The organism is Nocardiopsis terrae, from assembly GCF_014651695.1.
Lineage (GTDB): Bacteria > Actinomycetota > Actinomycetes > Streptosporangiales > Streptosporangiaceae > Nocardiopsis > Nocardiopsis terrae.
In genome coordinates this window covers 225,045-249,623 of the sequence record NZ_BMXJ01000005.1, presented here as the reverse complement: position 1 = coordinate 249,623, position 24,579 = coordinate 225,045, and the positions used below count along the sequence as shown (strand labels likewise).

Below are 24,579 nucleotides of genomic sequence, written 5' to 3'. Positions count from 1 at the left end.
AGGGGATCCGCCACTCCGGGAGGGGGCGGCTGGGCGCCGAGTGACACGGAGGGGCCGTCGATGGACCGGACACCGCACGAGATCATCAACCCGCTCACCCTGGCCGACCCGGTGGGCTACTCGCACGCCCTCGTGGTCACCCCGGGCCGCACCGTGTACGTGGGCGGGCAGGCCTCCCGGCGTCCCGACGGCGCGCTGACCGGGGACTCGGTGGTGCAGCAGTTCGACCAGGCCCTCGCCAACATGGTGGAGGCACTGCGCGCGGCAGGAGCCGAACCCGCGCACGTGGTGAACATGCGGGTCCACACCACCTCCGTCGGCGTCTACCGGGTCAACCTCAAGGCCCTGGGCTCGGTGTACCGACGCCACATGGGCCGCTACTACCCGCCGATGTCGGTCGTGGGCGTCACCGAACTTCTGGAGGCCGGCGCCCTGGTCGAACTGGAGTGCACGGCGGTGGTCCCGGAGGCGCACCGGCACGGGGGCCTTGAGGAGGGGGCGCCCAGGGAGCTGGTGGAGGAGGTCGACGAAGCCTTCACCGACCGTCCGCGCGGCTTCGGCGACCCCGCGGCGGGCCCAGAAGGGGCACGCGACTGAACCGTCACCGCCGCGTCGCCCCCCGGCTCCCGGAGTGCTCCCGGCCGCGGACCAGCCACACGGCCGCCGCACACACCCCCGTCCCGGCCAGGGCGCCCGGGCCCACCGGGTCGCCGAACATCAGCCAGGTCCACACCAGGGTGGTCGGCGGGGTCAGGTAGAGCAGCGCCGACACCCGGGCCACGCTGGTGCGGGCCAGGTTGGCCCAGTACAGCCCGTAACCGCCCAGGGTGGACAGTACGACCACCCACGCCACAGCTCCCCAGAAGCCGGGATCGGCGGGCGGAGCCAGCGTCCCGGTCGCGGCGGCCAGCCCGGTGAACAGGACCGCGCTCACCCCGCCCTGGACGGCGAGGGCCTCCAGCAGGTCCCCGCCGGGGCGGGTCCGCCGCTCCACCAGAGTGGCGGCCACCAGCGAGAGCATCGCGCCGAACGGAAGCGCGTACGCCCACCAGGGGGCGGCCCCCGGCCTGAGCAGATCCGAGCCGACCACCAGCCCCACACCCGCCAGTCCGACGGCCAGCCCGAGGATCTGGCGGCCCCGGAGCCGTTCCCCCAGGAGGGGCACGGCGATCGCTGCGGCCACCATCGGCTGGAGCGCGGCCACCAGCGCGCTCGTCCCCGCGGCCACCCCCGCCTCGGCGGCGGCGAAGACCCCGTACAGGTATCCGGCCTGGGCCAGGACCCCGAGCACCGCGTGCAGGGCCAGGTCACGGGCGCGCATCCGCGGCCCCCGGAACAGGAGCCAGACCGCCAGCAGCCCGCCCACCACCAGGAACCGCCAGGCCAGCAGGGTGGTCGCCGGCGCGTGCCGGGCGCCCAGTTCGGCCCCGACGAACCCGGAACTCCACATCACCACCAGGCCGGCTGCCAGCAGGAACGGAACCAGGGGCCGGTCCCCGCGGCGGGCCCGGGGCCGGGAACGGGCGGGAAGGGAACGCGTGGAGATGTCCATGGGCCTGAGGTAAACACACCGGTCGGTATACTCACAATGTAGTCGGAGACCGCGACCGAGAACCGTAGGAGCACACCATGGGCAGCGCCCCGCGCGGCACCACCGCCGAACGACCGCTCACCCCCGCCGCCCGCCGCGTCCTGGACGTGGCCACCGACCTCTTCTACACCCGGGGCATCAACACCGTGGGCATGGAGCTGGTCGCCGAACGGGCCGGGGTGACCAAGAAGACCGTCTACGACCGGTTCGGCTCCAAACAGCGACTGGTCGTCGCCTACCTACGGGCCCGCGACGCCCGCTGGCGGGACTTCCTCGACGCCCGCCTGGCTCCGGAGGCCGGGCCGCGGGCCCGGATCGGCGCGACCTTCGACGCCCTGGACGCCTGGATGGGCGCCGAGAACCCCCGCGGCTGCGCCATGGTCAACGCCTACGCCGAACTCTCCGACCCAGAGCACCCCGGCCGGGCCGTGGCCGAGGAACAGAAGAGGTGGCTGCGCGGCCTGTACACCGACCTCGCTCGGGAGACGGGGGCCACCGCCCCGGAGACTCTGGCCGACGCCCTCACCATGCTGCACGAGGGCGCCGTGGTGGCCCGCAACGTCACCGGCGTCACCGACGCCGCGCGTACCGCGCGCACCGCCGCGGACACCCTGCTCACCGCGCACGGAGTCCCCGAGGGGACGTAGCAGGGGCGGGGGCCGCGAACCCTACAGGTAGCCCAGGCGGGAGAGCTCGTTGCGGGCCACCCCGTGCACGTCACCGTGGTCCCCGCGGTCCAACCGCTCCCGCCACGAGCCCACGCCCCACGAGCGCTCCGTCAGCAGCGCGCTGGCCGAGACCCGGGCCCCGGTGAACTCCAGGAGCCGTTCGGCGGTCCCGACCTCCCCGCCGTGGACGTCCTCGTAGCGCAGGGTCAGCAGCTGCTCCGGCCCGATCTCCCGGCGCAGCCGCGCGGACATGCGCACCGCTCCCCGCCAGCGCATGGCGCACTTGGTCGCGGTGGAGCCCTCGGTGAAGTCGGTCAGGTCCGACTCCTCCTCCAGCCCGAAGAAGTGGTTGGGGAACTCGTGCTCCAGCTTCATGAAGCTGGGCTTGAGCCAGGCCAGCGACCGTTCGTCCTCCATCATGTCCGCGACCACGTCACGACCGTCCCGGATGATCTGGACGAACAGTGCGTCGGGGAAGGCCGCGTGCAGGGCGCTCGCGGAGTAGAGGAGGTCGGCGCTGGCGTCACCGTAGCGGCGCGCCTCGGCGCTGTGCTCGCACGGCTCGGCGGCGGTGTTGGCGGGAACGCGGGCACCGGGGCCCGGGCACCTCGGACAGGTCAGGGGGGTGAGCTGCCAGGCCTCGGCGTAGGCCTCGCGCAGCAGACTCGCGGTCCCCGAGACCTTCTCCAGGGCCAGGGAGGGGCGCCGGGCCACGGCGTAGACGGCGTTGAGCACCCCGGGCGAGCCCGCGCCCAGGTGGAAACCGGGGGCGCGGGACAGGGCGCGGGCGATCACCGGAACCCCGGAGTGGGGCGCGCCCAGGACGAAGACGGGGCGCTGGACCTTGGTCCCGTTGACCACGAGGATGTAGGACGGCTGCTTCATGATTGTGTCGATTTTTGCACCCTTTGCCCTTCTCGTGTGCATCGGCCGGGTCTTACACCCGGGTGCCCCACGCGTTCACCGAGGTTAAGGCCAAGAAGAGCCCGGAGACGGTCACGGCGGACCAAGCCCTGGGAAAGTCGCGCAAACTCGCTGTAAGAATGGGGTATGGCCTCGATGACCGACGACACCGCGCCGTTCGCCGACCCGGAGGGGTACGAACAGGCTGCCGAGCTGCTGGCGTCCGCCCGACGCATCACCGTCCTGACCGGAGCCGGGGTGTCCACCGACTCCGGAATCCCGGACTTCCGCGGCCCCCAGGGACTGTGGACCACCAACCCCAACGCCCAGGCGATGTCGGACATCGACACCTACATGGGCGACGTGGACGTGCGCCGCCAGACCTGGCTGGCCCGCCGCGCCCACCAGGTCTGGGAGGCCGAACCCAACGCCGCCCACCAGGCCCTGGCCGACCTGGCCTCCTCCGGGCGCCTGCACGCGCTCGTCACCCAGAACATCGACGGCCTGCACCAGCGCGCCGGAGTCCCCGAGGAGGAGGTCGTCGAGGTGCACGGCACCATGCTCCGGGTCATGTGCATGGCCTGCGGGCTGCGCACCCCCAGCGCCGCGGTGCTCGCCCGCCTCGACGACGAGTCCGACCCGCGCTGCGCGCAGTGCGGGGGGATCCAGAAGTCCGACACCATCTCCTTCGGCCAGCGCCTCGACCCCGAGGTCATCGAACGGGCCGCGCAGGCCGCCCGCGAGTGCGACGTCTTCATGGCGGTGGGCACCTCCCTGACCGTTCACCCGGTGGCCGGACTGTGCGACGTCGCCATGATGGCGCGGGCGTCGCTGCTCATCGTCAACGCCGAACCCACCCCCTACGACGACTACGCCAGCGCGGTCCTGCACGACCCCATCGGTGACGTCGTCCCAGCTCTGGTCAAAAGGGCTCTGACGGGTTAGACGGGTTCTCACGGATGGTGGACCAGGGGTCCTGGTGCGCTTCGTCCACGAAGGGCCTGAGATCCACCACGCTGTTCTCCGATCCCGTGAACGTGTCCGTGACGACGGACCCGTCGGGTGCGGACGCATCCCCCGGGCCCCTGAGCTCGCCCCGCACCTGATCGGCCAGTCCCGGGGACAGGTGGGCGGAGAGTTGGTCCAGGACCTCCTCCGTCTCGCCGCGGTGGGAGGAGATGCGCCCGTCGATGGCCACGACGTTCAGGTGTTCGTCCAGTAGGTGGCGTAGGTTCGACCGGTAGGCGTCGTCCGTTCGCGGGTTCCGCAGATCCTCGTCCGCCTGCTTGAGGGCCAACAGGCCGGACGCGTCGATCGCGTAGCCCAGAACTCTGCGGTAGGCGTGCAGTCTGCGGTGCGATGACTCGGCCGTGGCCGGGGACAGGCGCAGCAGGAGGAGCTCGTGTGCGAGCGACCAGGTCTCGTCGGTGTTCGAGTAGCCGTTCCACGCACCCAGGCTGTCCGTGTACAGATCGAGGTAGGGAAGCAGATCCAGGGTCGTTCGGGCCGCGGTGCCGTTGATCCGCAGCGCCGTGGAGCGCAGCATCTGGCCGATGGACCTGTTGTAGGCCACGGTGCGCGGGTAGGCGTCGTCCGCCGGAACGGGGCCGTGCGCGCTCGTGTGTGTGGGATCCGGCAGCTCGAACCTGATGCTTTCGCCGACGTTGACGGGGGAGCGGTCCTCCAACTCCAGACAGCTTTCCCCACTCCTGAGGTGACGCAACCTCAGGGTGTCCAGGACGGTGAACCAGTCGGCCGAGGGCAGGGCGCGCCACAGGGCGGCGACCGAGCGCCACCGGTGCAGGGCGGGCGGTTCTCCGTCGGGGTCGGCGAAGAGCTCACGGATGTCCACCGGCTCGCCCCGCGCGATCAGGAACAGGACCAGCAGGTTGGCCGTGTAGAGCGCCTGCCTGCTGGTCAGGGGGAGCCGCCGGGGCTGGTAGGCGGAGTGCAGGCGGTCGGGGGACGGGTAGGGAGCCTGCCGGAAGAGTTCGACCAGCAGTGCACAGTAGTGCGCACGCCGCCCCTCGTCCCCGCCGATGTCCTTCCCGATCCGCTCCCGGAGGAAGTCGACGATCCGCTCCCGGTCCGAGTAACAGGCGAAGGAGGAGGTGGCGTACAGGAGGCCGTCGTTCGGCGGTTCCCCCCAGGAATCCTCCTCCTCGTGGCGCACACGCTCGTTGACCAGGGCACGCAGCGCCCGGTGGACCATCCGTGCCGTCAGGTACTCGCCGAAGGTGGCGTGCAGGAACTCGTACGCGCTGAGGGGGGCCTCGTCGGGCCCGCTGGCGTTGGCTCGGGACACGTGTACGAAGAAGAACCGTCCCAGCAGCAGTTCGGCGGCCTTGATCGGGAGGCTGGTGCTGGTCTCCGCCTGTGGTCGGGGGTCGTCCAGCTTGAGAGCCCGCAGGTCCTCACCCAGCTCCGCCGAACCCACGCTCTGCCGCTGACGGGTGAACATCGCCAGCGCCGTCGCCTCCAGCCGGCGCAGCTCGCCCTGCACCTCCCGCCGCAGGTCCCTCTCCGCGAGGGCGTCACGGTGTTTTCGGACCTGTCGGCGGACGAAGGTGGTCAGCAGCCGCTCGTACAGCTCTCCCAGGGACAGTGAGTCCGGGGCCTGCTGCAGGTCGTTGTCCTGCGCGTCGTAGACCAGCAGCAGCAACAACAGCAGGGGCTGCCGGCTCAGCTCCGGATAGGCCATCAGCCGGCTCAGGTCCAGAGGCTGGAGCCCGGGGGAGCGGAACAGTTCCCGGTTCGCGTGGTTCCAGACCCGCCGCACCCGCTCGATCTGTTCCTCGCCGAACGGTTCCAACCGGATCACCGTGCTGCGCTCGGGGAAACGGACCCGGCTGGCGCTGAGCGTGCGGCTGGTGACGATCACCGCCACCGGCTGCCCCATGTCCTCCTGGTGGGCCTGGAAGTCCCGGATCTGCTCCAGGTAGTTGTACCGCTCCACCCCGGCCGCCTGGAGGAGCTCGTCGAAACCGTCCAGGATGATCACCGGCAGGGCGCCCCCGGCCTCGGCCAGCAGCTCGGTCCAGCGGACCCCGGTGAGCAGGTCGTGTTCGAGGCCCTCCTCGATCTGCGTGTGTACGGCGGCGTCCGCGCTGACCGAGCGCAACTCCACCCGGACCGCCAGGAAGTCCTCCTCCGGCAGTTGCGCGGCCAGAACCTCGGTGAGCTTGGACTTGCCCGCCCCCGGTTCGCCCAGGAGCACGGTCGGGTACCTGGTCATGTCCGGGTGCGTGAGCCGGGCGGCCAGGAACCGTTGCAGGTCGGGGAGGAGTTCGTGCTCCTGCCACCACTCCCTGGCGGAAGGGGCGTCACCCCGGGAGACCCGGGCCACACGGGCGCTCGGCGGCACGTAGCAGTCGCCCAGGGACGGGATGACCATCCCGGCGGGCAGGTCCTCGGGGAGCACGTCCTCCACCGGGAGCACCGGCTTGTTCAGCAGCGCCTGGTACTTGCGGGACAACTGGCCCCGCAGCTCGCCCACCGCTCTGCCCGAGCCGATCCGGGAGAGCCTCTCGTGCAGCCCGGCGAAGGCGTCCCCCACCTGCTGGATCTGCCTGCGGGTCTTCTCGTGCTCGCGCAACTGCGCCCACATACCGAACTCGGGGGCCTCGGTACACAGCTCCAGGTAGTGGTCGCGGTAGGCGGCCAGGGCCCGCCGGGGAAGGTCCTTCCCCAGCGCCGTGGCCAGCCTGCCGCCGTGCCCGGCGTCGATTCCGGTGCGCTCGGTCGCCGCCAGGCCCCGGACCAGTTGGAGCAGCATCTCGGAATCGGCCGTGAAAACCGCTTCGGCCCGGTCGAAGAGGTTCTCCCGGTCCCACACGAAGTCCTCCGCGGGGGCGTAGACGGACTCCGCCCGGAGCGCGCGCTCCAGGAGCCCTTCCTGTTCGTCCGCGGTCAGTTCGAGATCCTCGGAGCGCAGACGTACCCCGGCCTCGGACAGGCAGGCGTCCAACGGTTCGAAGAAGGAGACGACGAGCAGGAGTTTGTGGGCCGCCTCGATCCGCTGCATCCGGGAGAGCCTGCTGGTGCCCCGGAGTTTGTCCCCCAGGTTCTCCAGGCCCCTGCGTCCGTGACCGACCACGAACTCCCGGAGCCCGAAGAGACCGGGCACCCCGGCCGCGTCCATCCCCTCGTTGGTCAGTTTCTCCGCGAGGTCCAGCAACGGCCGGTCCTGCCCGCCGAGTCTCTTCAGCGCGTTCGCGTAGCTGAGCTGCTTCGCCATCGAGGGGGTGGCCCTTCCGTATGCGTTCGGTTCCGGGTGCTCTTCGGGCGGCGCTCCACCAGGGTCATGCGGGGGAGTCGGGTGGGCGGATGCGGGAGGTCGGGGAGGCGGATCGTGGCCGGAGGCTTGATCTCCCACCACACTAAATGTGACGGGAAAGGCACAGAAGGGGTTTTCGGGGACTGTGGACAACCCCGGCGATGAGTCAGATCAGGGGCCGGCGGAGCCGTGGGGGGACTCGGGCAGTCTTCCCGCCCGGAAAGGGACCGAGGGGTCGGTCTCCGGGACGTCTCCGCGGGCACGCCCCTCCGACTCCCACCTGCCGACGAGCTTCCACGCCGGGATGCCGGTGTGCGGTTCCAGCTCCTCCAGGAGGACGTGCAGCGTCTCGCGGCTGACCTGGGGGCCCTCGACGACCTCCCGACACCTGCGGAGGAAGGCGCCCACGAGTCGCTTCAAGGCGTCCTTTCCGCCCCCGTGCCCTGACCACAGCCTCAGGTCCTCCACCGCCTGCCGCAGGGTGAGCAGTTCGATCCTGCCCAGCGCGGCGGTGTCCAGCAGGCGCTCGTAGCTGCCGAGGCGCTGGAGCAGCTGTGCGTCGTCGAGCTGGTCGATCGGCTCCAGCCGCAGCCGGAGCACCTCGTGGGCCTCGACCCAGTTCCTGCCGTCGTCGGAACCCGAGTACCAGGTCCCCAGGTCGTCGGAGACGTACCGCAGGTAGGGGGTCAGGACCAGGGCCAGCCGGGAGGCGGTCCCGTTGGCGCGCATCGCGATGGACCTGAGCAGCCGTGAGGTCACCGTCCCCGAGGGGACGGTCACCTCGTAGGGGTTGAGGTTCGCGGTACTGCCCTCCACGTCCGCGCGCAGCTCGAACCCCACGCACTCGCCGAGGTTGAAGGGTCCGCCCCGCTCACGTTCCAGCACGGTGACCGGGTTCTCCGCCTCCCAGTACCCCACGTGGCGCAGGCGCACGGTGTCCATCAGCCCGAACCACTGGGAGGAGGGCAGGGCCCGCCACAGCGACACCGTCCGCCGCCACGCCTGCCAGGGGTCCGGCGTGTCGGCGGGGTAGAGCTCCTCCAGCGGAACGGGGTCCTCACTGAGCAGGACCAGAAGGATCACCAGGTTCGCGGTGTAGCGGCTCTCCCGCACGGTGATCGGGAGCCGAACCGGTTCGTACTCGGCGAAGGAGCGGTTGGGTGCCGGGAAGGGCGCCTCCTGGAAGAGCTCCAGCAGCAGCGCGCGCAGCTCATCGCGCAGGCCCGGGTCCCGCGCCAGGAGCCGGCCCAGGAGTTCGTCGAGGAAGGCCACCACCTTGTCGCGGCCCCCGTAGACGGCGAAGGAGGCCAGGGCGTACAGTTCGCCGTCGTCCAGGTGCGCGGCCCTGCTCCGGCGCCGGGAGGCCCGGGCGCGGTCCTCGGCCAGCTCCTCCAGAACCGCGACCACCATGCGGGCCACCAGGTACTCGCCGAAGGTGGCGTGCAGGAACTCGAAGGCGCTGTTGGTGCCGTCGGTGCTCCTGGACCGCGCCTCGTGCACGAAGAAGAACCGCCCCAGCACCTGGTGTGCCGGGGCGATCCGCCCGTGCAGGTCGGCGTCGTCCGGGACCCGGGCGGCCTCGGGCATCAGCACGGCCAGGTCCTGGTCCAGCTCCTCGGCGCGCACGCTCTGCCGGCCCCGGGCGAACATCGCCGTCGCGGCCACCTCCAGCCGGCGCAGCTCGTCCTCGACCGCCCGGTCCAGGGCCCCGCCGCCCAGGCCGGGGCGGTGTTTGTCCACCTCCCGCCTGGCGAACATCCGCAGCAGGCGCTCGTAGAGCTCTCCGTGGGAGAGCGCCTCCGACGCCCTGACCAGGGCGTTGTCGTGGGCGTCGTAGATGAGCAGCATGAGCAGGAGCAGGGGCTGTTCGGCCAGCTCGCGGTAGCGGAGGACGACGTCCGCGGTGAGCGGGCTCAGCCCGGAGGAACCGAAGGCACCGGTGTTGGCACCGTTCCACACCTGGAGCATCTGTTCGATCTGGCCGTCGTCGAAGGGCTCCAACCGGACGACCGTCGTGCCGTGGGGGAACCGGGTCCGGTCGGCCACCAGGGTCCGGCTGGTGAGGACCACCGCCACCGGCTGGCCCATGTGCTCCTGCTTCTCCTGGAACTCCTGGACCCGCTCCAGGTAGTCCGACCGGTCCACCCCGGTGGCCTGGAGGAGTTCGTCGAAACCGTCCAGGACGACCACCGGCAGGGCGCCGTCGGCGTCGTCGGACAGATCCCGCCAGGAGACCGAGGTGTGCAGGTCCGCGGCGAGGCCCTCCTCGATCTGGACGTGCAGGGGAGCGTTCGGGCTGACCGCACGCAGCTCCACCCGGACCGGCAGGAAGTCCTCCGGCGGCAGCTGGGCGGCGAGCATCTCGGTGAACTTGGACTTGCCCGCTCCGGGATGCCCGAGGATCACCACGGGCCTCTCGGTTGCCGAGGGGTGGGTGAGCAGGGCGGCCACGAACGGCTGGAGGTCGTCCTGGACCGTCCTCTGCTCCCACCACTCGTCGCGGGAGGGGGTGTCCCCGCTCTTCGTCACCTGGGCGATCCGGCCGCGCGGCGGGATGTAGGCGTCGCGCAGCGGCGGCAGGACGAGCCCTGCCGGGACGTCGTCCGAGCGCAGTACCGGGCGGCCCAGGACCGCCTGGTAGGCGGCGGTGAGCTCCTGCCTGCGGCGGGTGGCGCCACGGCCCGAGCCGAGGGCCGAGAGCTCCCTGTGCAGCCCGTTCAGCCCGGTGCCGATCTCCCGCCGGGTTCTGGCGTGTTCCTGCACGTGCAGCCACAGCCCGAACTCGGGCGCCTCCGCGGCGAGCCGTAGCAGGGCCTCGTCGAGCCCCTGGCGGGCGAGCAGGGGAACGGAGTCGTGGAGCTTGCCGAGGACCGTGTGCCTCTGCGGGGTCAGTCCGTGCCGCTCCGCTACCTCCAGCCCCAGGGTGAACTCCACGAAGGCGTCGGTCAGGGCGGAGAAGACGTCCTCGTCGTTCTTCCCCAGGGCCTTCGCGGAAGCGTTCACCCTGTCGGCGGGGGACATGTAGTCGACGACGTCCAACCGCTTCGCGAACACCGAGAACTGTTCCCCGGCGGTGATCTCCAGGTCCTTCAACTCGAAGGGCGCCCCCAGCTCCCGCAGAGCCTCCTCGACAGCCTCGAAGAAGGTCGTGACCACCAGGATCCTGTACGCGGCCTCGATCCTCTCCGTCCGGGACAGCCTGCTCTCGCCCCGCAGCCTGCCGCCGAGCCCCTCCAGTGCCCTGCGACCCTTGCTCACCAGGGCTCCGCGTGCCCCGAACAGGTCGGGTACGCCCACCAGCCCCAGACCGCCGTCGGCCACCTTCTCCGCGAGGTCCAGTACTTCCGAGTCGTTCCTGCCGAGCGTCTTCAACGCGTCGCTGTAGCTGAGCCGTTTCGCCATCGGGTCGGGGCCTCTTCCACGTCCGGGGGGCTGTCAGGGGCGGGAACGCGGTCGGACCCGGTACCGGGGAGGTACCGAGTCCGCACGTCAGAAGGGGTTTTGCGAATACGGGGGAGTTCTGCGGGAGGGGGTGGGGTGTGTGACGCCCTAGGACAACTGCCAGTTCACCGGTTCGGCGCCCTGTTCCCCCAGCAGTGCGTTTGTCCTGCTGAAGGGCCTGGAACCGAAGAAGCCGTTGCGGGCCGAGAGCGGGCTCGGGTGCGCGGACTCCACACACGGGACACCCGGCATCAGCGGCCGCAGGTTGCGGGCGTCGCGGCCCCACAGGATCGCGACGAGGGGCTTGTCCCGTTCGGCCAGTGCCCGGATGGCCTGCTCGGTGACGGTCTCCCAGCCCTTGCCCCGGTGCGAGCCGGAGCTGCCCGGCGCCACCGTCAGCACCCTGTTGAGCAGCAGGACGCCCTGCTTCGTCCACGGTGTGAGGTCGCCGTTGGGGGGCATCGGGACGCCCAGGTCGTCGACCATCTCCTTGTAGATGTTGCGCAGACTGGCGGGCAACCGCACGTCCGGCGCCACCGAGAAGCTCAGCCCGACCGCGTTGCCGGGGGTCGGATAGGGGTCCTGACCCACGATGAGCACACGCACCTCGTCGAAGGGCTGCTGGAAGGCGCGCAGCACGTTCTCGCCCGCGGGCAGATAGGTGCGCCCCTCGGCGACCTCCTTGCGGAGGAAGTCACCCATAGCGGCGATCTGCGGGGCGACCGGCTCCAACGCCTTCGCCCAGCCGCTGTCCATGATCTCGTTCAGGTCCCTGTTCGGCATGGCCAGAACACTAGCGCCAGACAGTGACAGCCACAGCCGTTTCGGACGGCCGTCCCCGTCACACACCCCGCCGCGCCAGGCCCCGGGCCCGGTCGCCCTGACCCTGCCGGACGGTCAGCGGCGGACGCGTTCCTGCCATTGGGCCAGGTGGGAGCGGACGGTGCGGGTCCGGGTGGCGTTCTCGCCGTGTAGGCGGGTGTGGTGGGCGACCAAAGCCTCGTAGTGGCGGACGGCCTCCTCCGGGCGGCCGGAGTGGCCCAGGTAGGCGGCCTGGTAGTGGCGGGCCCGCAGGGTGAGGGCATCGTCCCCGCCACGGAGCCGGGCCAGGTCCGGGACGAGGGAGGCCAGCGACTCCACCGCGCGCCCGGGCTCTCCGGACTCGCCCAGCTCGAAGGCCAGGTACAGGCGTGTGCTCAGCACCCTTTCCGCGTCCTCTCCGTGCACGGACACCAGGTCCGGCAGGAGGCCTGCGTGGGTGCGGGCGGCCAGGGCGTGGTCACCGGCCCGGCCCGCGTTGGTGGCCAGGTAGTAGCGGACCGCCAGGGTCTCCGGATGGCGCGGCCCGTACAGCCGGACCAGATCGGGCAGCAGTGCCTCGAAACCCCGCACCGCACGGGCGTGGTCGCCGCTCTTGCCCGTCGCGTACGCCTCTCTGCGCCGGGCCCGCAGGGTGTCCGGGTGGTCCTTGCCTAAGGCGGTGCTCAGCAGGGGCAGCAGGGCGCGCAGTTCCTCGGCGGCCGGGCCGTACTCGCCCGCGTCCACCCGGGCGCGCGCCGCCTCCACGAGTTCGCGCAGGCGACTCGGGTGCACGGCGGTTTCCGGCTCGGGGCGCCGCGGGGCCTCCTCGGTGTAGGGGCGCGTGGGGGCCAGCGCCGGGGCTGGAACAGGGGAGGGGGCCGGAGAGGGGCGCAGCGGCGGCAGGAACGGGGCCAACCGCTCCCGGACCTCCTCGGCGTGCGCGGGCCGGTCCTCGGGCCGCTTCGCCAGAAGCGCGGTGACCAGGTCCGACAGTTCCCGGGGGATCTCCGGGCGCACCGTGGCGGCCGATGGAGGGGCGTCGGTGAGGTGCATCCGCAGCACCGTCAACGGGTTGGGATCCCGGAACGGCGGCTTGCCGGTCAGTAGTTGGAACAGGATGGCGCCCAGCGAGTACAGGTCGCTCGGCCGGTCCACCTGGTCGCCACGGATCTGCTCCGGCGACATGTACAGCGGGGTGCCCACGACCTGGCCGGTCCGGGTGATGCGGTCGGTCCGGGTGGCGGCGGTCAACGCCGCGATGCCGAAGTCCAGGACCTTCAGGGTGCCCTCGGAACTGCCCCTCTCGATCACCATGAGGTTCCCGGGCTTGACGTCGCGGTGCACGATCCCCGCCGCGTGCGCGGCGCCCAGGCCGGAGGCCGCCTGTGAGGCCAGGGTGGCGGCCCGGGCAAGCGGCATGGGGCCGCTCTCCCGCAGCACCTCGGTCAGGGGGCGCCCCTGCACCAGTTCCATCACCGCGAAGACCGCACCCGCTGCACGCCCGTCATCAGCGTCATGGCCGAAGTCGTGCAGGATCACCACGTTGGGGTGTCCGGCCAACCGGGCGGTCAGCCGGACCTCGCGGCGGAACCGGGCCGCGGCCTCAGCCGAGTCCACTCTCTCGGGCTGGATCAGTTTCACCGCCACCGGGCGGTCCAGAAGTTCGTCGACCGCTTTCCAGACCTCGCCCATTCCGCCCGCGCCCAGGCGGGAGAGGAGGCGGTAACGGCCGCCCAGGACCTGTTCCTCCGGCACCCGTGCCCCTTACCGTCGGCCTGTTTCGGGATGTGGGCCCCGCCTGACCGCCATCGGCCACCTGGGGGTACAGGACGTAAGCGTACAACCGCTGCCGTTACTGTGTTCCCTGTGCCCTCGGCACACAGAACCCCCGTGAGCCCCCCTTGTGGAATGAGTGTCAGAGCCGTGAGCCTGAATCTCTACGTTGGTCCGGACTCCCAACCGGACAAGTACCGCCTGGTCCGGTCCGTGGGGCGTGGCGGAGAGGCCACGCTCTACCTGGCGGAGGTCGATCTTGCCGGGCAGACCGAACCCGTCGTGGTCAAGGTCCTCAACCCCGACGTGACCGTGAACGGGGAGCAGTTCGCCGAGCTCAGCGCCAAGTGGGGTGAGCAGGCCGAACTCCTCCGCTTCATCAACCGTCTCGGCGTGGTCGGTGTCCGCGAGCATTTCGAAGGCGCCCCCGAGCATGCCGCCGGCAGTGCCGACGAGTGCACCGACCGGGCTTTGTACCTGGTCATGAACTACGTGCAGGGCGTAGACCTGAGGGACTGGCGTGCTGAGCACGCCACGGAAGGGCCGCGTGGCCAGCGTGAGGTGCTGAGCTACCTCGAACAGGTCGCGCTGGTGTTGGACGTGCTGCACTCGGGGCGGGCCACCCCTTCCAGAAGGGTGGTGGTCCACGGCGATCTCTCACCCGGCAACATCATGATCAGCGACGAGGGCCAGGCCACGCTGGTCGACTTCGGCCTCAGCCGGATCGCCGCCCGGCACATGACGGCTCGCCCCTGGTTCACCCCCGGCTACGCGGCTCCGGAGATCTTCAACGGCGAGTACTCGCCCGCCACCGACCGCTACGCTTTCGGCGCCATCGCCTTCTTCGCCCTGACCGGTGAGGACCCGCCGCCCGCCCCCGAGCAGATGCGGGAGCGCTTTGGCGCGCTGCCCCTGGTCGCGGGTGCTGGTGAGCGGCAGCGGGCGCTGATCATGTCCATGTTCTCGGCCGAGTCCGGTGAGCGCCCGGAACCCTCGGAATGGGTGCGCGCGCTGCGCTCCCTGGCCACCTCCGTACCGTGGACGGGGCCGGTGGCCGAGCCCGACGGCCCGGGTGCGCTCTCGGGCCCGGCCGAGCCCTCCGGTCCGGGCGTGCCTTCCGGTCCGGGCGTGCCCGGCGGGGCACCGCGGGGCGGACGGGTCCCGGGGCCTCCGCCGGAGAGCCTCCCCGCGGTGTCGGCTGCCGAGCCCGCGCCCCCCGGGGGCGGGGGGTCTTCCGTGCCGCGGCCGCCGGAGGTGCCGCCGCGTCCGGTCCAGGGACACCAGAGCGCACCGCCTCCGCAAACGGCACCACCGGCACAGACGGTCGTGTCCGCTCCGGTGGCCCAGCCGGGCGGTCCCCCTCCGCACCGACCGCCCCACACGCACTCGGCCCCGGGCTACCAGGGCCTTCCCCACACCGGTTCCCAGCCTTCGTGGAATGGGGCCCCGAACTCCGGCGCGGCCTTCGCCGCTCCCGTGCCCGAGCAGAAGCGAAGGTCCCGCAAACCCCTCCTGGTCGGGTTCGCCGTGTTCGGTGTGCTGTGTCTGATCGCTGGCGGGGGACTCACCTACTACGTCATGGACCGTGTGGGGTCCGCCTCCGTCGAGGTCGCGGACCCGGCGGGGTCCGAGGCCACCGGCGAGCCGGCCGGGCCCGAGACCCAGAGCGCTGCCCCCGAACCCGAGAGGACCACCCCGCCTCCCGCGGAGGAGGGCAGCGGAGCCCCCGGGTCGGTACTGGGGGACGACGAGTCCCGGGAACCGGAGAACGATTCCACGCTGCTCACCCAGATGGAGATCGTCGACGAGTCGAGCACCACCTACTGGGAACCCGAGACCGGGCGCGCCGACATCGACGGCCAGTCCTACAACCGCGCCATCGTTTCCGGGTTCTGCAAGCAGTACAGCTCTTCGTGCACGGGTTGGGTGGACTACAACCTCGGCCGGAGCTGGACGACCTTCACCGCCACCATCGGTGTGGAGGACACCTCCAGCTCTGAGGCGACGACCACGTTCACCGTTCTCGTCGACGGTGAGCCGGAGGCCACCGAGACGCTGCGCCTGGGCGAGGTCAAGGAGATCGAGGTGGGGGTCGAGGACGCCCTGCGCCTGCGCATCGAGGTCGAGAGCGATGACACGGGCATCTACCCGGTCTGGGCCGACCCCACGTTGACCGCCTGATCCCGCGGCAGCGCCTCCGCACTGATCCCGCGGCAGCGCGCCCCGAGGCCGCCCGGGCGCGGGAGCCGCGGCTGTCGTCGCTGGCCCGGCGGCCTGCCCGGTCGCTTCGGGGCGGCCGCGTTCGGTCACCTCTCCGCCCGGTACCGGAACGGCGGACGCCCCCGCGCGGTGGCGCGGGGGCGTCCGTGTGTTCGCCGGGACGGGGCCGTGCTTCGAGGCGCCTACTCGGCGCGCCAGCCGCCCTGGCGCTGGGCCAGGTTGAGCGCGGTGGTCACCAGGGGCACGTGGCTGAACGCCTGGGGGAAGTTGCCGACCTGGCGGCCGATCCGGGGGTCCCACTCCTCGGCGAGCAGCCCGACGTCGTTGCGCAGCGCCAGTAGACGCTCGAACAGCTCCTGGGCCTCGTCGTGGCGGCCGATGGACAGCAGGGCGTTGGCCATCCAGAAGCTGCACGCCAGGAACGCGCCCTCGTCGCCGGGAAGCTGGTCGGCGGAGTTCTCCAGGTCCGTGCGGTAGCGCAGTACGAAACCGTCCACCATCAGCTCCTCACGGACCGCCTCGATGGTGCCGACCACACGCGGGTCGTCGTAGGGGAGGAAGCCGACCTCGGGGATGAGCAGTAGGGCGGCGTCCAGCTCCTTGCTGCCGTAGTACTGGGTGAAGGTGTTGCGCTGGGGGTCGTAACCGTACTCGCACACCTCGGCGTGGATGGTGTCCCGCAGGGACCGCCACCGTTCGATGGGTCCCTCCTTGCCGAACTCCTCGATGCTGCGCACGGCACGGTCGGCGGCCACCCACGCCATGACCTTCGAGTGGACGAAGTGCTGGCGGGGTCCGCGTACCTCCCACAGGCCCTCGTCGGGCTCGTCCCAGCACCACTCCAGGTAGTTGACCAGCGTCCGCTGGAGCCCCCACAGGTAGTCGCTGCCCCGCAGGCCCGAGCGCCGGGCCAGGTGCAGCACGTCCATGACCTCGCCGTACACGTCGAGCTGGTACTGGCCCACGGCGGCGTTACCGATCCGGACCGGGCTCGACCCCTCGTAGCCCGGAAGCCAGTCGGCCTCCCACTCGGTGAGGCGGCGCTCGCCCCGGATGCCGTACATGATCTGCATCAGCTGCGGTTCACCGGCGACGGAGCGCACCAGCCACTCACGCCAGGCCAGCGCCTCGTCCGTGTACCCGGAGCGGATCAGCGCCTCCAGGGTGATGGTGGCGTCCCGCAGCCAGCAGTACCGGTAGTCCCAGTTGCGGACCCCGCCGATCTCCTCGGGCAGGGAGGTGGTCGGGGCGGCCACGATCCCGCCGGTGGGCCGGTAGGTGAGGCTCTTCAGCGTGATGAGGGAGCGTACGACGGCCTCCCGGTAGGGGCCGTCGTAGCTGCACTGGTTCACCCACTTCTCCCAGAAGCGCTCGGTGCGGGAGAGGGCCTTCTCGGCGTCGAGGTGGTCGGACTCCTCCATCTGGGAGGGGTGCCAGGTCATCACGAAGGGCACTCGCTGGCCCGCGGTGACGGTGAAGGTGGCGTCGTGCGTGAAGTTGTGGCCCTGCAGGACCACGGGGGTGCTCAGCCAGACCGCGTCGGGCCCGGCGATGGCCACGAGTTCGGTCCCGGCGCGGTGCACCCAGGGGACCACGTGGCCGTAGTCGAACCGCAGGCGCACGGTGGTGCTCATCCGTACCGTGCCGCTCAGCCCCTCCACGATCCGCACGATGTGCGGGGCCCCGCCACGGGGCGGCATGAAGTCGATGACCCGTACGGTTCCGTCCCCGGTGTCCCACTCCTGCTCCAGGATGAGGGTCTCGCCCCGGTAGTGGCGCCGGGTGGCCCGGGGGTCGCCGTCGGCGGGACGCAGGGTCCAGCACCCGTTCTGCTCGTCGCCCAGGACGGCGGCGAAACAGGCGGAGGAGTCGAAGTCGGGCAGGCAGGCCCAGTCGATGGAACCGTCGCGTCCGACCAGCGCGGCGGTCTGCATGTCGCCGATCATTGCGTAGTCTTCAATCCAGCCGGGCACGCGGCTCACCCCCAACACGTCGTCATGGTCCTGCGCGGAGCGCGAGTCGCCCCGTTGGTACGGGTCGCGTCGCTTCCTTGCGAGCCGCCGCGCGCACGCCCGTGCGCACGTCCCGTTCGGGGTCCCCCACCCGACCCGCCTCCAGGTCGGGGCGCCGTTCGGGTCATGCCTCCCCCAGACCGCCCGCCACTGCCTTTGCCTGGTATGTGCCCAGGTGAGGGCAGCCGAAAAGGGCGGTGGTGGAAAGTGCCCGAACCCGGCCCTGTGCCGTTTACCGCGGTCCCCATCTTCCATGCTTCGCCGGGCTCTGGCTACCCGAAAGTGCACGTGCATCCGAACGTGCGGGGAGGTTTGTCAGGGAATAGGGGTCTTTTGTCGGGGAGAAGTTATGACGTGGTGATCAACCGACGATGTCAGGATGGCTGACGGCCCGACAGAGTAGGGCTTTCCGGTGCTTCCTCAGGCATACGCATCATCGGCAGGAACACCTGGGCCAGGGGTCCGATCACCACCATGAACACCAGCGTCCCCACCCCCACGGTCCCGCCGAGCAGGAATCCGGCCAGAGCCACGGTCACCTCTATGAGGGTGCGTGCCAGGCGGACCGAGAGCCCGCGCGCCGCCAGCCCGGTCATCAGCCCGTCCCGCGGTCCAGGACCCAGGCCCACGCCGATGTAGCACCCGGTCGCGACCGCGCACACCAGGACCCCCGACGCCAGCAGCAGCACCCGGACCGGCAGGGAGTCGGTCTCGGGTAGCAGCCACAGGGACAGGTCGACTGACACGCCGACCACGATGACGTTGCTCAGGGTGCCCAGCCCGGCCCTCTGGCGCAGCGGGATCCACAGCAGGATCAGCAGGGCGCCCACGATCACGCTCCAGGTGCCGATGGAGAGCCCGGTCTGCAGGGAGAGCCCCTGGTGCAGCACGTCCCAGGGCATCGCGCCGAGGTCGGACCGGATGAGCAGGGCGCCGCTGAGGCCGTACATGTACAGGCCGAGGTAGAGCTGGGCGAGGCGGCGCAGCCGGGGGCGGGGCAGGACCGGGGTGATCAGCAGCCTTCGGGCCAGGGCGGAGGCGAGACGCGGGGGGTGATCGGACAAGGACGACCTCTTCTTCCGGGTGCGCGGGTTCCGGGTGCGCGGGATCCGCGCCGGAACTGATTCATCGGGTGATCGGGTGACCGTCCATCGGTAGGGCCACATCGGTATGGTGGCTGAGTTGGTGCCGGTATTGAAGAGCCAATCCCAGCAACTGGCCCGTTTTCTCCCCCGACGAGGTGAAACCCCATGGCGAGGCAGCGCACCGACCGCCCCGGTACCGGTGGCGGCACCCGGCGGATCAACGGCCGTCTGCTCGCCCGGCTGATCGGCGAGGCGCCCGTCGAACGCCCCTACTACCTCGCGATCGCCCGGTCCGTGAGCGGACTCGTCCTGGACGGCAGGGTCCCCACGCACACCCGGCTCCCGGCCGAGCGCGACCTGGCCGCCGCCCTGGGTGTCAGCCGCAACACCGTCACCGCGGCCTACGCCTGGCTGCGCGACAACAGTTTCCTCGACAGCAGGCAGGGCGCGGGCAGCTGGACGGTCCTGCCCGACTCCGGCACCCGGGGCTCCGCGCCCTTCACCCCCGCCGCCGAGCAGATCGACCTGGGCGTGGCGGCGCCGCCGGCGGTCGACGGGCTCCGCGAGGCCGCCTTCCACGCCTCGGAGCAGCTCGCCGCGCACGTGGGCGGGATCGGCTACTACCCGTACGGCCTGCCCGAGCTCCGGCACGCCATCGCCCGGCGCTACGTCGAGCGCGGGCTGCCCACCGCGCCCGAGCAGATCTTCGTCACCAGCGGCGGGCAGCAGGGCATCACCCTGGCCATGGACCTGCTGGTCCAGCAGGGCGACGAGGTTCTGCTGGAGTCGCCCACCTACCCGCACGGCCTGGACGCCGCACGCCGCAACGGGGCGCGGATCCGCACCACCGGGGTGACCCCGCAGGGCTGGGACATGGAGTACCTGGTGGACTCCTTCCGCCAGCGCAGGCCCGCCGCGGCCTACATGATCCCGGACTTCCAGAACCCGACCGGAGCGCTGATGGACGACGAGGAGCGCCGGATCCTGGTCCGTGAGGCCCGCCGTGCCGGAACGCACCTGATCATCGACGAGTCCGGGGCGGAGCTGGCGATCGACTCCGGCGACCTGCCCAGCCCGGTGGCCGTGCACGACACCGACGGGCGGGTGCTGACCGTCGGTTCGGTGGCGAAGCTGCTCTGGGGCGGGCTGCGGGTGGGCTGGGTGCGTGCGACCCCGCCGATGGTGACCCGGCTCATGGCGGTCCGCCAGCGCTTCGACCTGGCGGGGTCGGTACACGACCAGCTCACCGCCACCCACCTGCTCTCCGACGTGCTGCGCGTCCGGGCGGAGCGCAGCCGTCAGCTCCGCCGTAACCGGGACGCGCTGCTCTCGGCCCTGCGCGAGCGGTTGCCGGCCTGGCGCCCCAGCGTGCCCGGCGGCGGTCTGGTGCTGTGGGCGTCCCTGCCCCAGCCGGTCGCCACCTCGTTGGCCGAGGCGGCGGTCCGGCACGGGGTGCACCCGGCCGCCGGGCCGGTCTTCGGCGTCGACGGCACCCTGGAGCGCTATCTCCGGTTGGCCTACACCCGGCCGCCGGACGTGCTGGCCGACGCGGTGGAGCGGCTGGCCGCGGCCTACGCCGAAACCCTGGCCCACCCCTCGCAGCCGCGCGGCCAGCTGTACCTGTGAACCCGGTCAGCGGGTGAGGCGCCCGGCGAAGCGGACGACCTCGGCGATCACCTCGTCCCGGTTGGTCTCGTTGAAGACCTCGTGCCGGGCGCCGGGGAAGATCCGCACGGTGACGTCCTCGCCCGCCACCGCCTCGATGCCGACCCTGGTGTCCGACACCGGGACGAGCCGGTCCTCGTGGCCGTGCACCCACAGCAGGGGCAGGGAACCGAGATCGCCCGCGGCGTTGCCCCGCTCCAGTTCGGTGGCCAGGGCGTTCACGGTGGCGCGCTTGAAGGGGCCGTGCCAGACCAGTTCGTCGGCCGCGTAGGCCTCGCCGACCGCCGGGTCGCGCGAGAGGGTGGCGGGGTCGACGGGGGCGTCGGGGATCTCCTCGGCCGCGGCGATCGCCTCCAGCGCCGTCCACCGGCCCAGGACCGGGCCGGACAGGGCCAGCGCCTGTACCGAGCCCGGGTGGACCTGGGCGTAGCGGGTGGCGATCAGGCCCCCCATGGAGTGGCCGATCATCACCAGGGGGAGGGAGCGGTAGGCGGTGCGGGCCTGGGTGAGGACGCGGTGCACGTCCTCGACGACCTCCGCGTAGTCCTCGATCAGGACCCGTTCCCCGGAGGAACGGCCGTGGCCCCGGTGGTCGGCGCCGTAGACCACGGCCCCGGCGGCGCACAGGTCCTCGGCGACCTGTTCGTAGCGGCCCAGATGTTCGCCGTAGCCGTGCACCAGCACGGCCAGCCAGGACGGTTCGCCCTCGGTGGGCGCCCAGGCCCGCGCGGCCAGTTTCCCGGACCCGTCCGGGCCTCCAGCCAGCCCCCACTCACGTGTGCTGATCACCGTGTCCTGCCTCCTCGTTGCCGTGTCCGTCTGCGACGATCGGACGGCCGCCGCCGGAGTGGTCACCCTAGGGCACGGACCGGGACCGGCCGCAGGCGTCGGCCGGGTAACGATTGGTGCCCCTGACTTGGGTCAAAAGCCATGCACGGCCCTGTTCTCTCGTGTCTGTTGACGAAATGTACCAAAAGGTGTGATGCAGGCTACTCATCGTGAAAGTGGATCTTCTACGCTTGAGAGTGGGTATCCCTCGGGTGGGTGCAATTTGGCGTACTGCCTGCTCGGCAATTCATACTGGAGAGGGTGACGCCCGTGCTGGCCGACTCCTATGGCCGCGTGGCAACAGACCTGCGCGTGTCGCTCACCGACCGATGCAACCTCAGATGCACGTACTGCATGCCGCCGGAGGGTCTGGAGTGGCTCCCCAAACCGGAGCTGCTCACCGACGACGAACTCCTCCGCCTGATCCGGATCGGAACCACCCGCCTCGGCATCACCGAGGTCCGCTTCACCGGCGGCGAGCCCCTGCTGCGGCGGGGCCTGACCGGCATCATCGCCGGAAGCACCGCCCTCAACCCCCGACCGCACACCGCCCTGACCACCAACGGGATCGGACTCGCCCGAACGGCACCCGCCCTGGCCGAGGCCGGGCTGGACCGGGTCAACGTCTCCCTCGACACCCTCGACCCCGTCGTGTTCGAGAAACTCGCCCGGCGCCGCCGCCTCGACGACGTCCTGGAGGGGATGGCGGCCGCCGCGAGCGCCGGACTCACTCCGGTCAAGGTCAACGCCGTGCTCATGCGCGACGTCAACGACCACGAGGCCGCCGACCTCCTCCGCTTCTGCGTGGAACACGGATACGAACTCCGCTTCATCGAACAGATGCCGCTCGACGCCCAGCACGGTTGGCGCCGCGACACCATGATCACCGCGGACGAGATCCTCGGCCGCCTCGAAACCGAGTTCACGCTCGACGCCGCCGACACCGGGACCCGCGGCAGCGCACCCGCCGAACTCTTCCACGTCCGGGGCCTGCGCTTCCCCGACGGCGAACCCGCCACCGTCGGGGTCATCGGTTCGGTCACCCGACCGTTCTGCGGGGCCTGCGACCGGGTCCGGCTCACCGCCGACGGGCAGATCCGCAACTGCCTCTTCGCCCGCGAGGAGTCCGACCTGCGCACGCCCCTGCGCGAGGGCGCCACCGACGACGAGATCGCCGAGCGCTGGAAGAAGGCCGTCATGGCCAAACTCCCCGGCCACGGCATCAACGACCCCAGCTTCCTCCAACCCGCACGCCCCATGTCCGCCATCGGCGGCTGAGGCCGGCCGGTCCGGGAAACCGCACCCGCCCCGGACCGGCGGCCCCGCCCGGACAGAGAAACCCGGTTGCCGCCTCCCCGCTCCCTCTGGCTTGATGTTCCGGGGCACACACCACTGCCCCGGGGCCCGACAGAAACGGGAGGTGGCCCCCATGTCCCACACCGAAGTCCCCGGCGACCGCGTACCGATCCGTATGTGGGCCGACCCCGCACAGGTCGAGTCCGCTGCCATGGACCAGCTCCGCAACGTCACCCGGATGCCGTGGACGCACGGGCTGGCCGTCATGCCCGACGTCCACTACGGCAAGGGCGCCACGGTCGGCTCCGTGATCGCGATGCGTGACGCCGTCAGCCCGGCCGCGGTCGGCGTCGACATCGGCTGCGGCATGACCGCGGTCCGCACCGGCCTGACCGCCGACCGGCTGCCGGACGACCTCGGCCCCCTGCGCTCGGCACTGGAGGCGGCCGTCCCGGTCGGCTTCCACGCCCACGACGAACCCGTCGACCCCGCCCGCGTCCCCGGCCTGCGCAGCACCGGCTGGGACGGCTTCTGGGACGGGTTCGGCGAACTCGCCTCCGCCGTGCACCCCCGGCACACCCGCGCCCAGCGCCAGATGGGCACCCTCGGCGGCGGAAACCACTTCCTGGAGGTGTGCCTGGACGACGCCGGAACCGTCTGGCTGGTCCTGCACTCCGGGTCCCGCAACATCGGCAAGGAGCTCGCCGACCACCACATCGGCCGGGCGCAGTCCCTGCCGCACAACCAGGACCTGCCCGACCGCGACCTCGCCGTCTTCCTGACCGGCACCCCGGAGATGGACGCCTACCGCCGGGACCTGTTCTGGGCCCAGGACTACGCCCGCCGCAACCGCGACGTCATGATGGCCCTGGCCTGCCAGGTCCTGGCCGAGCGGATCCCCGGCGCCACGGTCGAACAGCGCATCTCCTGCCACCACAACTACGTGGCCGAGGAGACCTACGACGGCGTGGACGTGCTCGTCACCCGCAAGGGCGCCATCCGCGCCGGTTCCGGGGAGTTCGGCGTGATCCCGGGCAGCATGGCCACGGGTACCTACATCGTCAAGGGCCTGGGCAACCCCGCCTCCTTCAACTCCGCCTCGCACGGCGCAGGCCGCCGGATGAGCCGGAACAAGGCGCGCCGGACCTTCACCGAGGCCGACCTGGTCGAGCAGACCAAGGGCGTGGAGTGCCGCAAGGACCGCGGGGTGGTGGACGAGATCCCCGCCGCCTACAAGGACCTGGAGTCGGTGATCCGGGCCCAGGCCGACCTGGTCGAGGTGGTCGCCCACCTGCGCCAGGTGGTGTGCGTCAAGGGCTGAACGGTCCGGAGGCGGGGCCGCCGCCCGGGGCGTTCACCCGGGAGCGGCCGCGTACGGCATGCTGGGAGCGTGATCGAGAACCTGGACGCGGTGGTCCTGGCCGGGGGTGCGGCGGCCCGTATGGGCGGCGCCGACAAACCCGGCCTGGCCGTCGCCGGACGCACCCTGCTGGAACGCGTGGTGGACGCCGTGCGCGACCACCACCCGGGCGCGCACGTGACGGTGGTCGGCCCCGAACGCGACCGCCCGCGTGCCCGCTACGTGCGCGAGGACCCGCCCGGCGGCGGCCCCGTACCGGCCCTGCGCGCAGGGCTGCCCCACGTGGGCGCCCCCTGGTTCGCCCTGCTCGCCGCCGACCTGCCGTACCTGGCCCCCGAGCACCTCGCCGCCCTGGGCGCCGCGGCGCCGGGGCACGACGGCGCGGTGCTCGTGGACGCCGCCGGCCGTGCGCAGTGGCTCACCGGGGTGTGGCGCACCGAGGCCCTGCGCACCGCGCTCGCGAACTACGGAGGGCGTTCCCTGTACGGGTTGCTGGAACCCCTCGACCCGGCCCGCGTCCCGCTCGCCGGCGACCCCGGGGACTTCGACGTGGACACCCCCGAGGCACTGGAGCGCGTACGCGCCGAACTCGGCCCGCCCGACCGCCCCGGACACCCGGGGCCCTGACAATCCGCTTGCCCGCGGTACCGGGACACCGCA

17 protein-coding genes are annotated in these 24,579 nt (G+C 71.6%); 8 read left to right on the top strand and 9 right to left on the bottom strand.

What is annotated here, in order from left to right; translation table 11 throughout:
- Positions 1–60 precede the first annotated feature (60 nt).
- Positions 61–597 carry a RidA family protein gene (locus tag IE195_RS15410; RefSeq protein ID WP_191272002.1) on the top strand — a complete coding sequence of 179 codons (537 nt, stop codon included), beginning with the start codon at positions 61–63 and terminating at the stop codon, positions 595–597.
- A gap of 4 nt (positions 598–601) precedes the next feature.
- On the opposite strand, the gene IE195_RS15405 is transcribed toward IE195_RS15410, so the two are convergent.
- Positions 602–1,552 carry a DMT family transporter gene (locus IE195_RS15405; protein WP_191272000.1) on the bottom strand — a complete coding sequence of 317 codons (951 nt, stop codon included), beginning with the start codon at positions 1,550–1,552 and terminating at the stop codon, positions 602–604.
- Positions 1,553–1,629: 77 nt separating this feature from the next.
- On the opposite strand from IE195_RS15405, the gene IE195_RS15400 reads away from it, so the two are divergent.
- Entirely contained in the window at positions 1,630–2,238 is a 609-nt protein-coding gene (locus IE195_RS15400; RefSeq protein ID WP_191271998.1) for a TetR/AcrR family transcriptional regulator, read from the top strand.
- Positions 2,239–2,259: 21 nt separating this feature from the next.
- On the opposite strand, the gene IE195_RS15395 is transcribed toward IE195_RS15400, so the two are convergent.
- A complete protein-coding gene (locus tag IE195_RS15395; protein ID WP_191271996.1) occupies positions 2,260–3,144 on the bottom strand; it encodes a sulfotransferase family protein in 885 nt (294 codons plus the stop codon).
- Positions 3,145–3,309: 165 nt separating this feature from the next.
- On the opposite strand from IE195_RS15395, the gene IE195_RS15390 reads away from it, so the two are divergent.
- A complete protein-coding gene (locus IE195_RS15390; protein ID WP_191271994.1) occupies positions 3,310–4,107 on the top strand; it encodes an SIR2 family NAD-dependent protein deacylase in 798 nt (265 codons plus the stop codon).
- Here the strand turns inward: IE195_RS15390 and IE195_RS15385 are convergent.
- The 4 genes from IE195_RS15385 to IE195_RS15370 form a co-directional block, all read right to left on the bottom strand.
- Positions 4,085–7,399 carry an NACHT domain-containing protein gene (locus IE195_RS15385; protein WP_191271992.1) on the bottom strand — a complete coding sequence of 1,105 codons (3,315 nt, stop codon included), beginning with the start codon at positions 7,397–7,399 and terminating at the stop codon, positions 4,085–4,087. The genes IE195_RS15390 and IE195_RS15385 overlap by 23 nt on opposite strands.
- A 210-nt stretch (positions 7,400–7,609) precedes the next feature.
- Positions 7,610–10,840 carry an NACHT domain-containing protein gene (locus IE195_RS15380; protein WP_191271990.1) on the bottom strand — a complete coding sequence of 1,077 codons (3,231 nt, stop codon included), beginning with the start codon at positions 10,838–10,840 and terminating at the stop codon, positions 7,610–7,612.
- Positions 10,841–10,987: 147 nt separating this feature from the next.
- On the bottom strand, positions 10,988–11,662 hold the full coding sequence (locus IE195_RS15375; protein WP_191271988.1) for a uracil-DNA glycosylase: 675 nt from the start codon (positions 11,660–11,662) through the stop codon (positions 10,988–10,990).
- 114 nt (positions 11,663–11,776) lie between these two features.
- Complete coding sequence (locus IE195_RS15370; protein ID WP_191271986.1) at positions 11,777–13,435, bottom strand: serine/threonine-protein kinase; 1,659 nt, start codon at positions 13,433–13,435, stop codon at positions 11,777–11,779.
- 168 nt (positions 13,436–13,603) lie between these two features.
- Between IE195_RS15370 and IE195_RS15365 the strand changes: the two genes are divergently transcribed.
- Entirely contained in the window at positions 13,604–15,634 is a 2,031-nt protein-coding gene (locus IE195_RS15365; RefSeq protein WP_191271984.1) for a protein kinase domain-containing protein, read from the top strand.
- Positions 15,635–15,855: 221 nt separating this feature from the next.
- Here IE195_RS15365 and IE195_RS15360 read toward each other — a convergent pair whose 3' ends face one another.
- Positions 15,856–17,661 carry a glycoside hydrolase family 15 protein gene (locus IE195_RS15360; RefSeq protein ID WP_225943321.1) on the bottom strand — a complete coding sequence of 602 codons (1,806 nt, stop codon included), beginning with the start codon at positions 17,659–17,661 and terminating at the stop codon, positions 15,856–15,858.
- Between the two features lie 398 nt (positions 17,662–18,059).
- Entirely contained in the window at positions 18,060–18,749 is a 690-nt protein-coding gene (gene yczE, locus IE195_RS15355; protein WP_191271982.1) for a membrane protein YczE, read from the bottom strand.
- A 186-nt stretch (positions 18,750–18,935) separates the two neighbouring features.
- Between yczE and yczR the strand changes: the two genes are divergently transcribed.
- Positions 18,936–20,396, top strand: a complete 1,461-nt coding sequence (yczR, locus tag IE195_RS15350) for a MocR-like transcription factor YczR (RefSeq protein WP_191271980.1) — start codon at positions 18,936–18,938, stop codon at positions 20,394–20,396.
- 6 nt (positions 20,397–20,402) lie between these two features.
- Here yczR and IE195_RS15345 read toward each other — a convergent pair whose 3' ends face one another.
- Positions 20,403–21,224, bottom strand: a complete 822-nt coding sequence (locus IE195_RS15345) for an alpha/beta hydrolase (protein WP_191271978.1) — start codon at positions 21,222–21,224, stop codon at positions 20,403–20,405.
- Positions 21,225–21,533: 309 nt separating this feature from the next.
- Between IE195_RS15345 and moaA the strand changes: the two genes are divergently transcribed.
- From moaA to mobA, 3 genes are all read left to right on the top strand, one after another.
- Positions 21,534–22,541, top strand: coding sequence for a GTP 3',8-cyclase MoaA (moaA, locus tag IE195_RS15340; RefSeq protein WP_191272655.1), 1,008 nt, complete (start codon positions 21,534–21,536; stop codon positions 22,539–22,541).
- Between the two features lie 151 nt (positions 22,542–22,692).
- Positions 22,693–23,880, top strand: a complete 1,188-nt coding sequence (locus IE195_RS15335; protein WP_191271976.1) for an RtcB family protein — start codon at positions 22,693–22,695, stop codon at positions 23,878–23,880.
- Positions 23,881–23,949: 69 nt separating this feature from the next.
- Entirely contained in the window at positions 23,950–24,546 is a 597-nt protein-coding gene (gene mobA, locus IE195_RS15330; RefSeq protein ID WP_191271974.1) for a molybdenum cofactor guanylyltransferase, read from the top strand.
- The last annotated feature ends 33 nt before the right edge of the window (positions 24,547–24,579 follow it).

Bases quoted from the DNA above. Each gene is read 5' to 3' on its own strand.
- IE195_RS15410 (WP_191272002.1), top strand. From the start codon at position 61: ATGGACCGGACACCGCACGAGATCATCAACCCGCTCACCCTGGCCGAC.
- IE195_RS15405 (WP_191272000.1), bottom strand. From the start codon at position 1,552: ATGGACATCTCCACGCGTTCCCTTCCCGCCCGTTCCCGGCCCCGGGCC.
- IE195_RS15400 (WP_191271998.1), top strand. From the start codon at position 1,630: ATGGGCAGCGCCCCGCGCGGCACCACCGCCGAACGACCGCTCACCCCC.
- IE195_RS15395 (WP_191271996.1), bottom strand. From the start codon at position 3,144: ATGAAGCAGCCGTCCTACATCCTCGTGGTCAACGGGACCAAGGTCCAG.
- IE195_RS15390 (WP_191271994.1), top strand. From the start codon at position 3,310: ATGGCCTCGATGACCGACGACACCGCGCCGTTCGCCGACCCGGAGGGG.
- IE195_RS15385 (WP_191271992.1), bottom strand. From the start codon at position 7,399: ATGGCGAAGCAGCTCAGCTACGCGAACGCGCTGAAGAGACTCGGCGGG.
- IE195_RS15380 (WP_191271990.1), bottom strand. From the start codon at position 10,840: ATGGCGAAACGGCTCAGCTACAGCGACGCGTTGAAGACGCTCGGCAGG.
- IE195_RS15375 (WP_191271988.1), bottom strand. From the start codon at position 11,662: ATGCCGAACAGGGACCTGAACGAGATCATGGACAGCGGCTGGGCGAAG.
- yczR (WP_191271980.1), top strand. From the start codon at position 18,936: ATGGCGAGGCAGCGCACCGACCGCCCCGGTACCGGTGGCGGCACCCGG.
- IE195_RS15335 (WP_191271976.1), top strand. From the start codon at position 22,693: ATGTCCCACACCGAAGTCCCCGGCGACCGCGTACCGATCCGTATGTGG.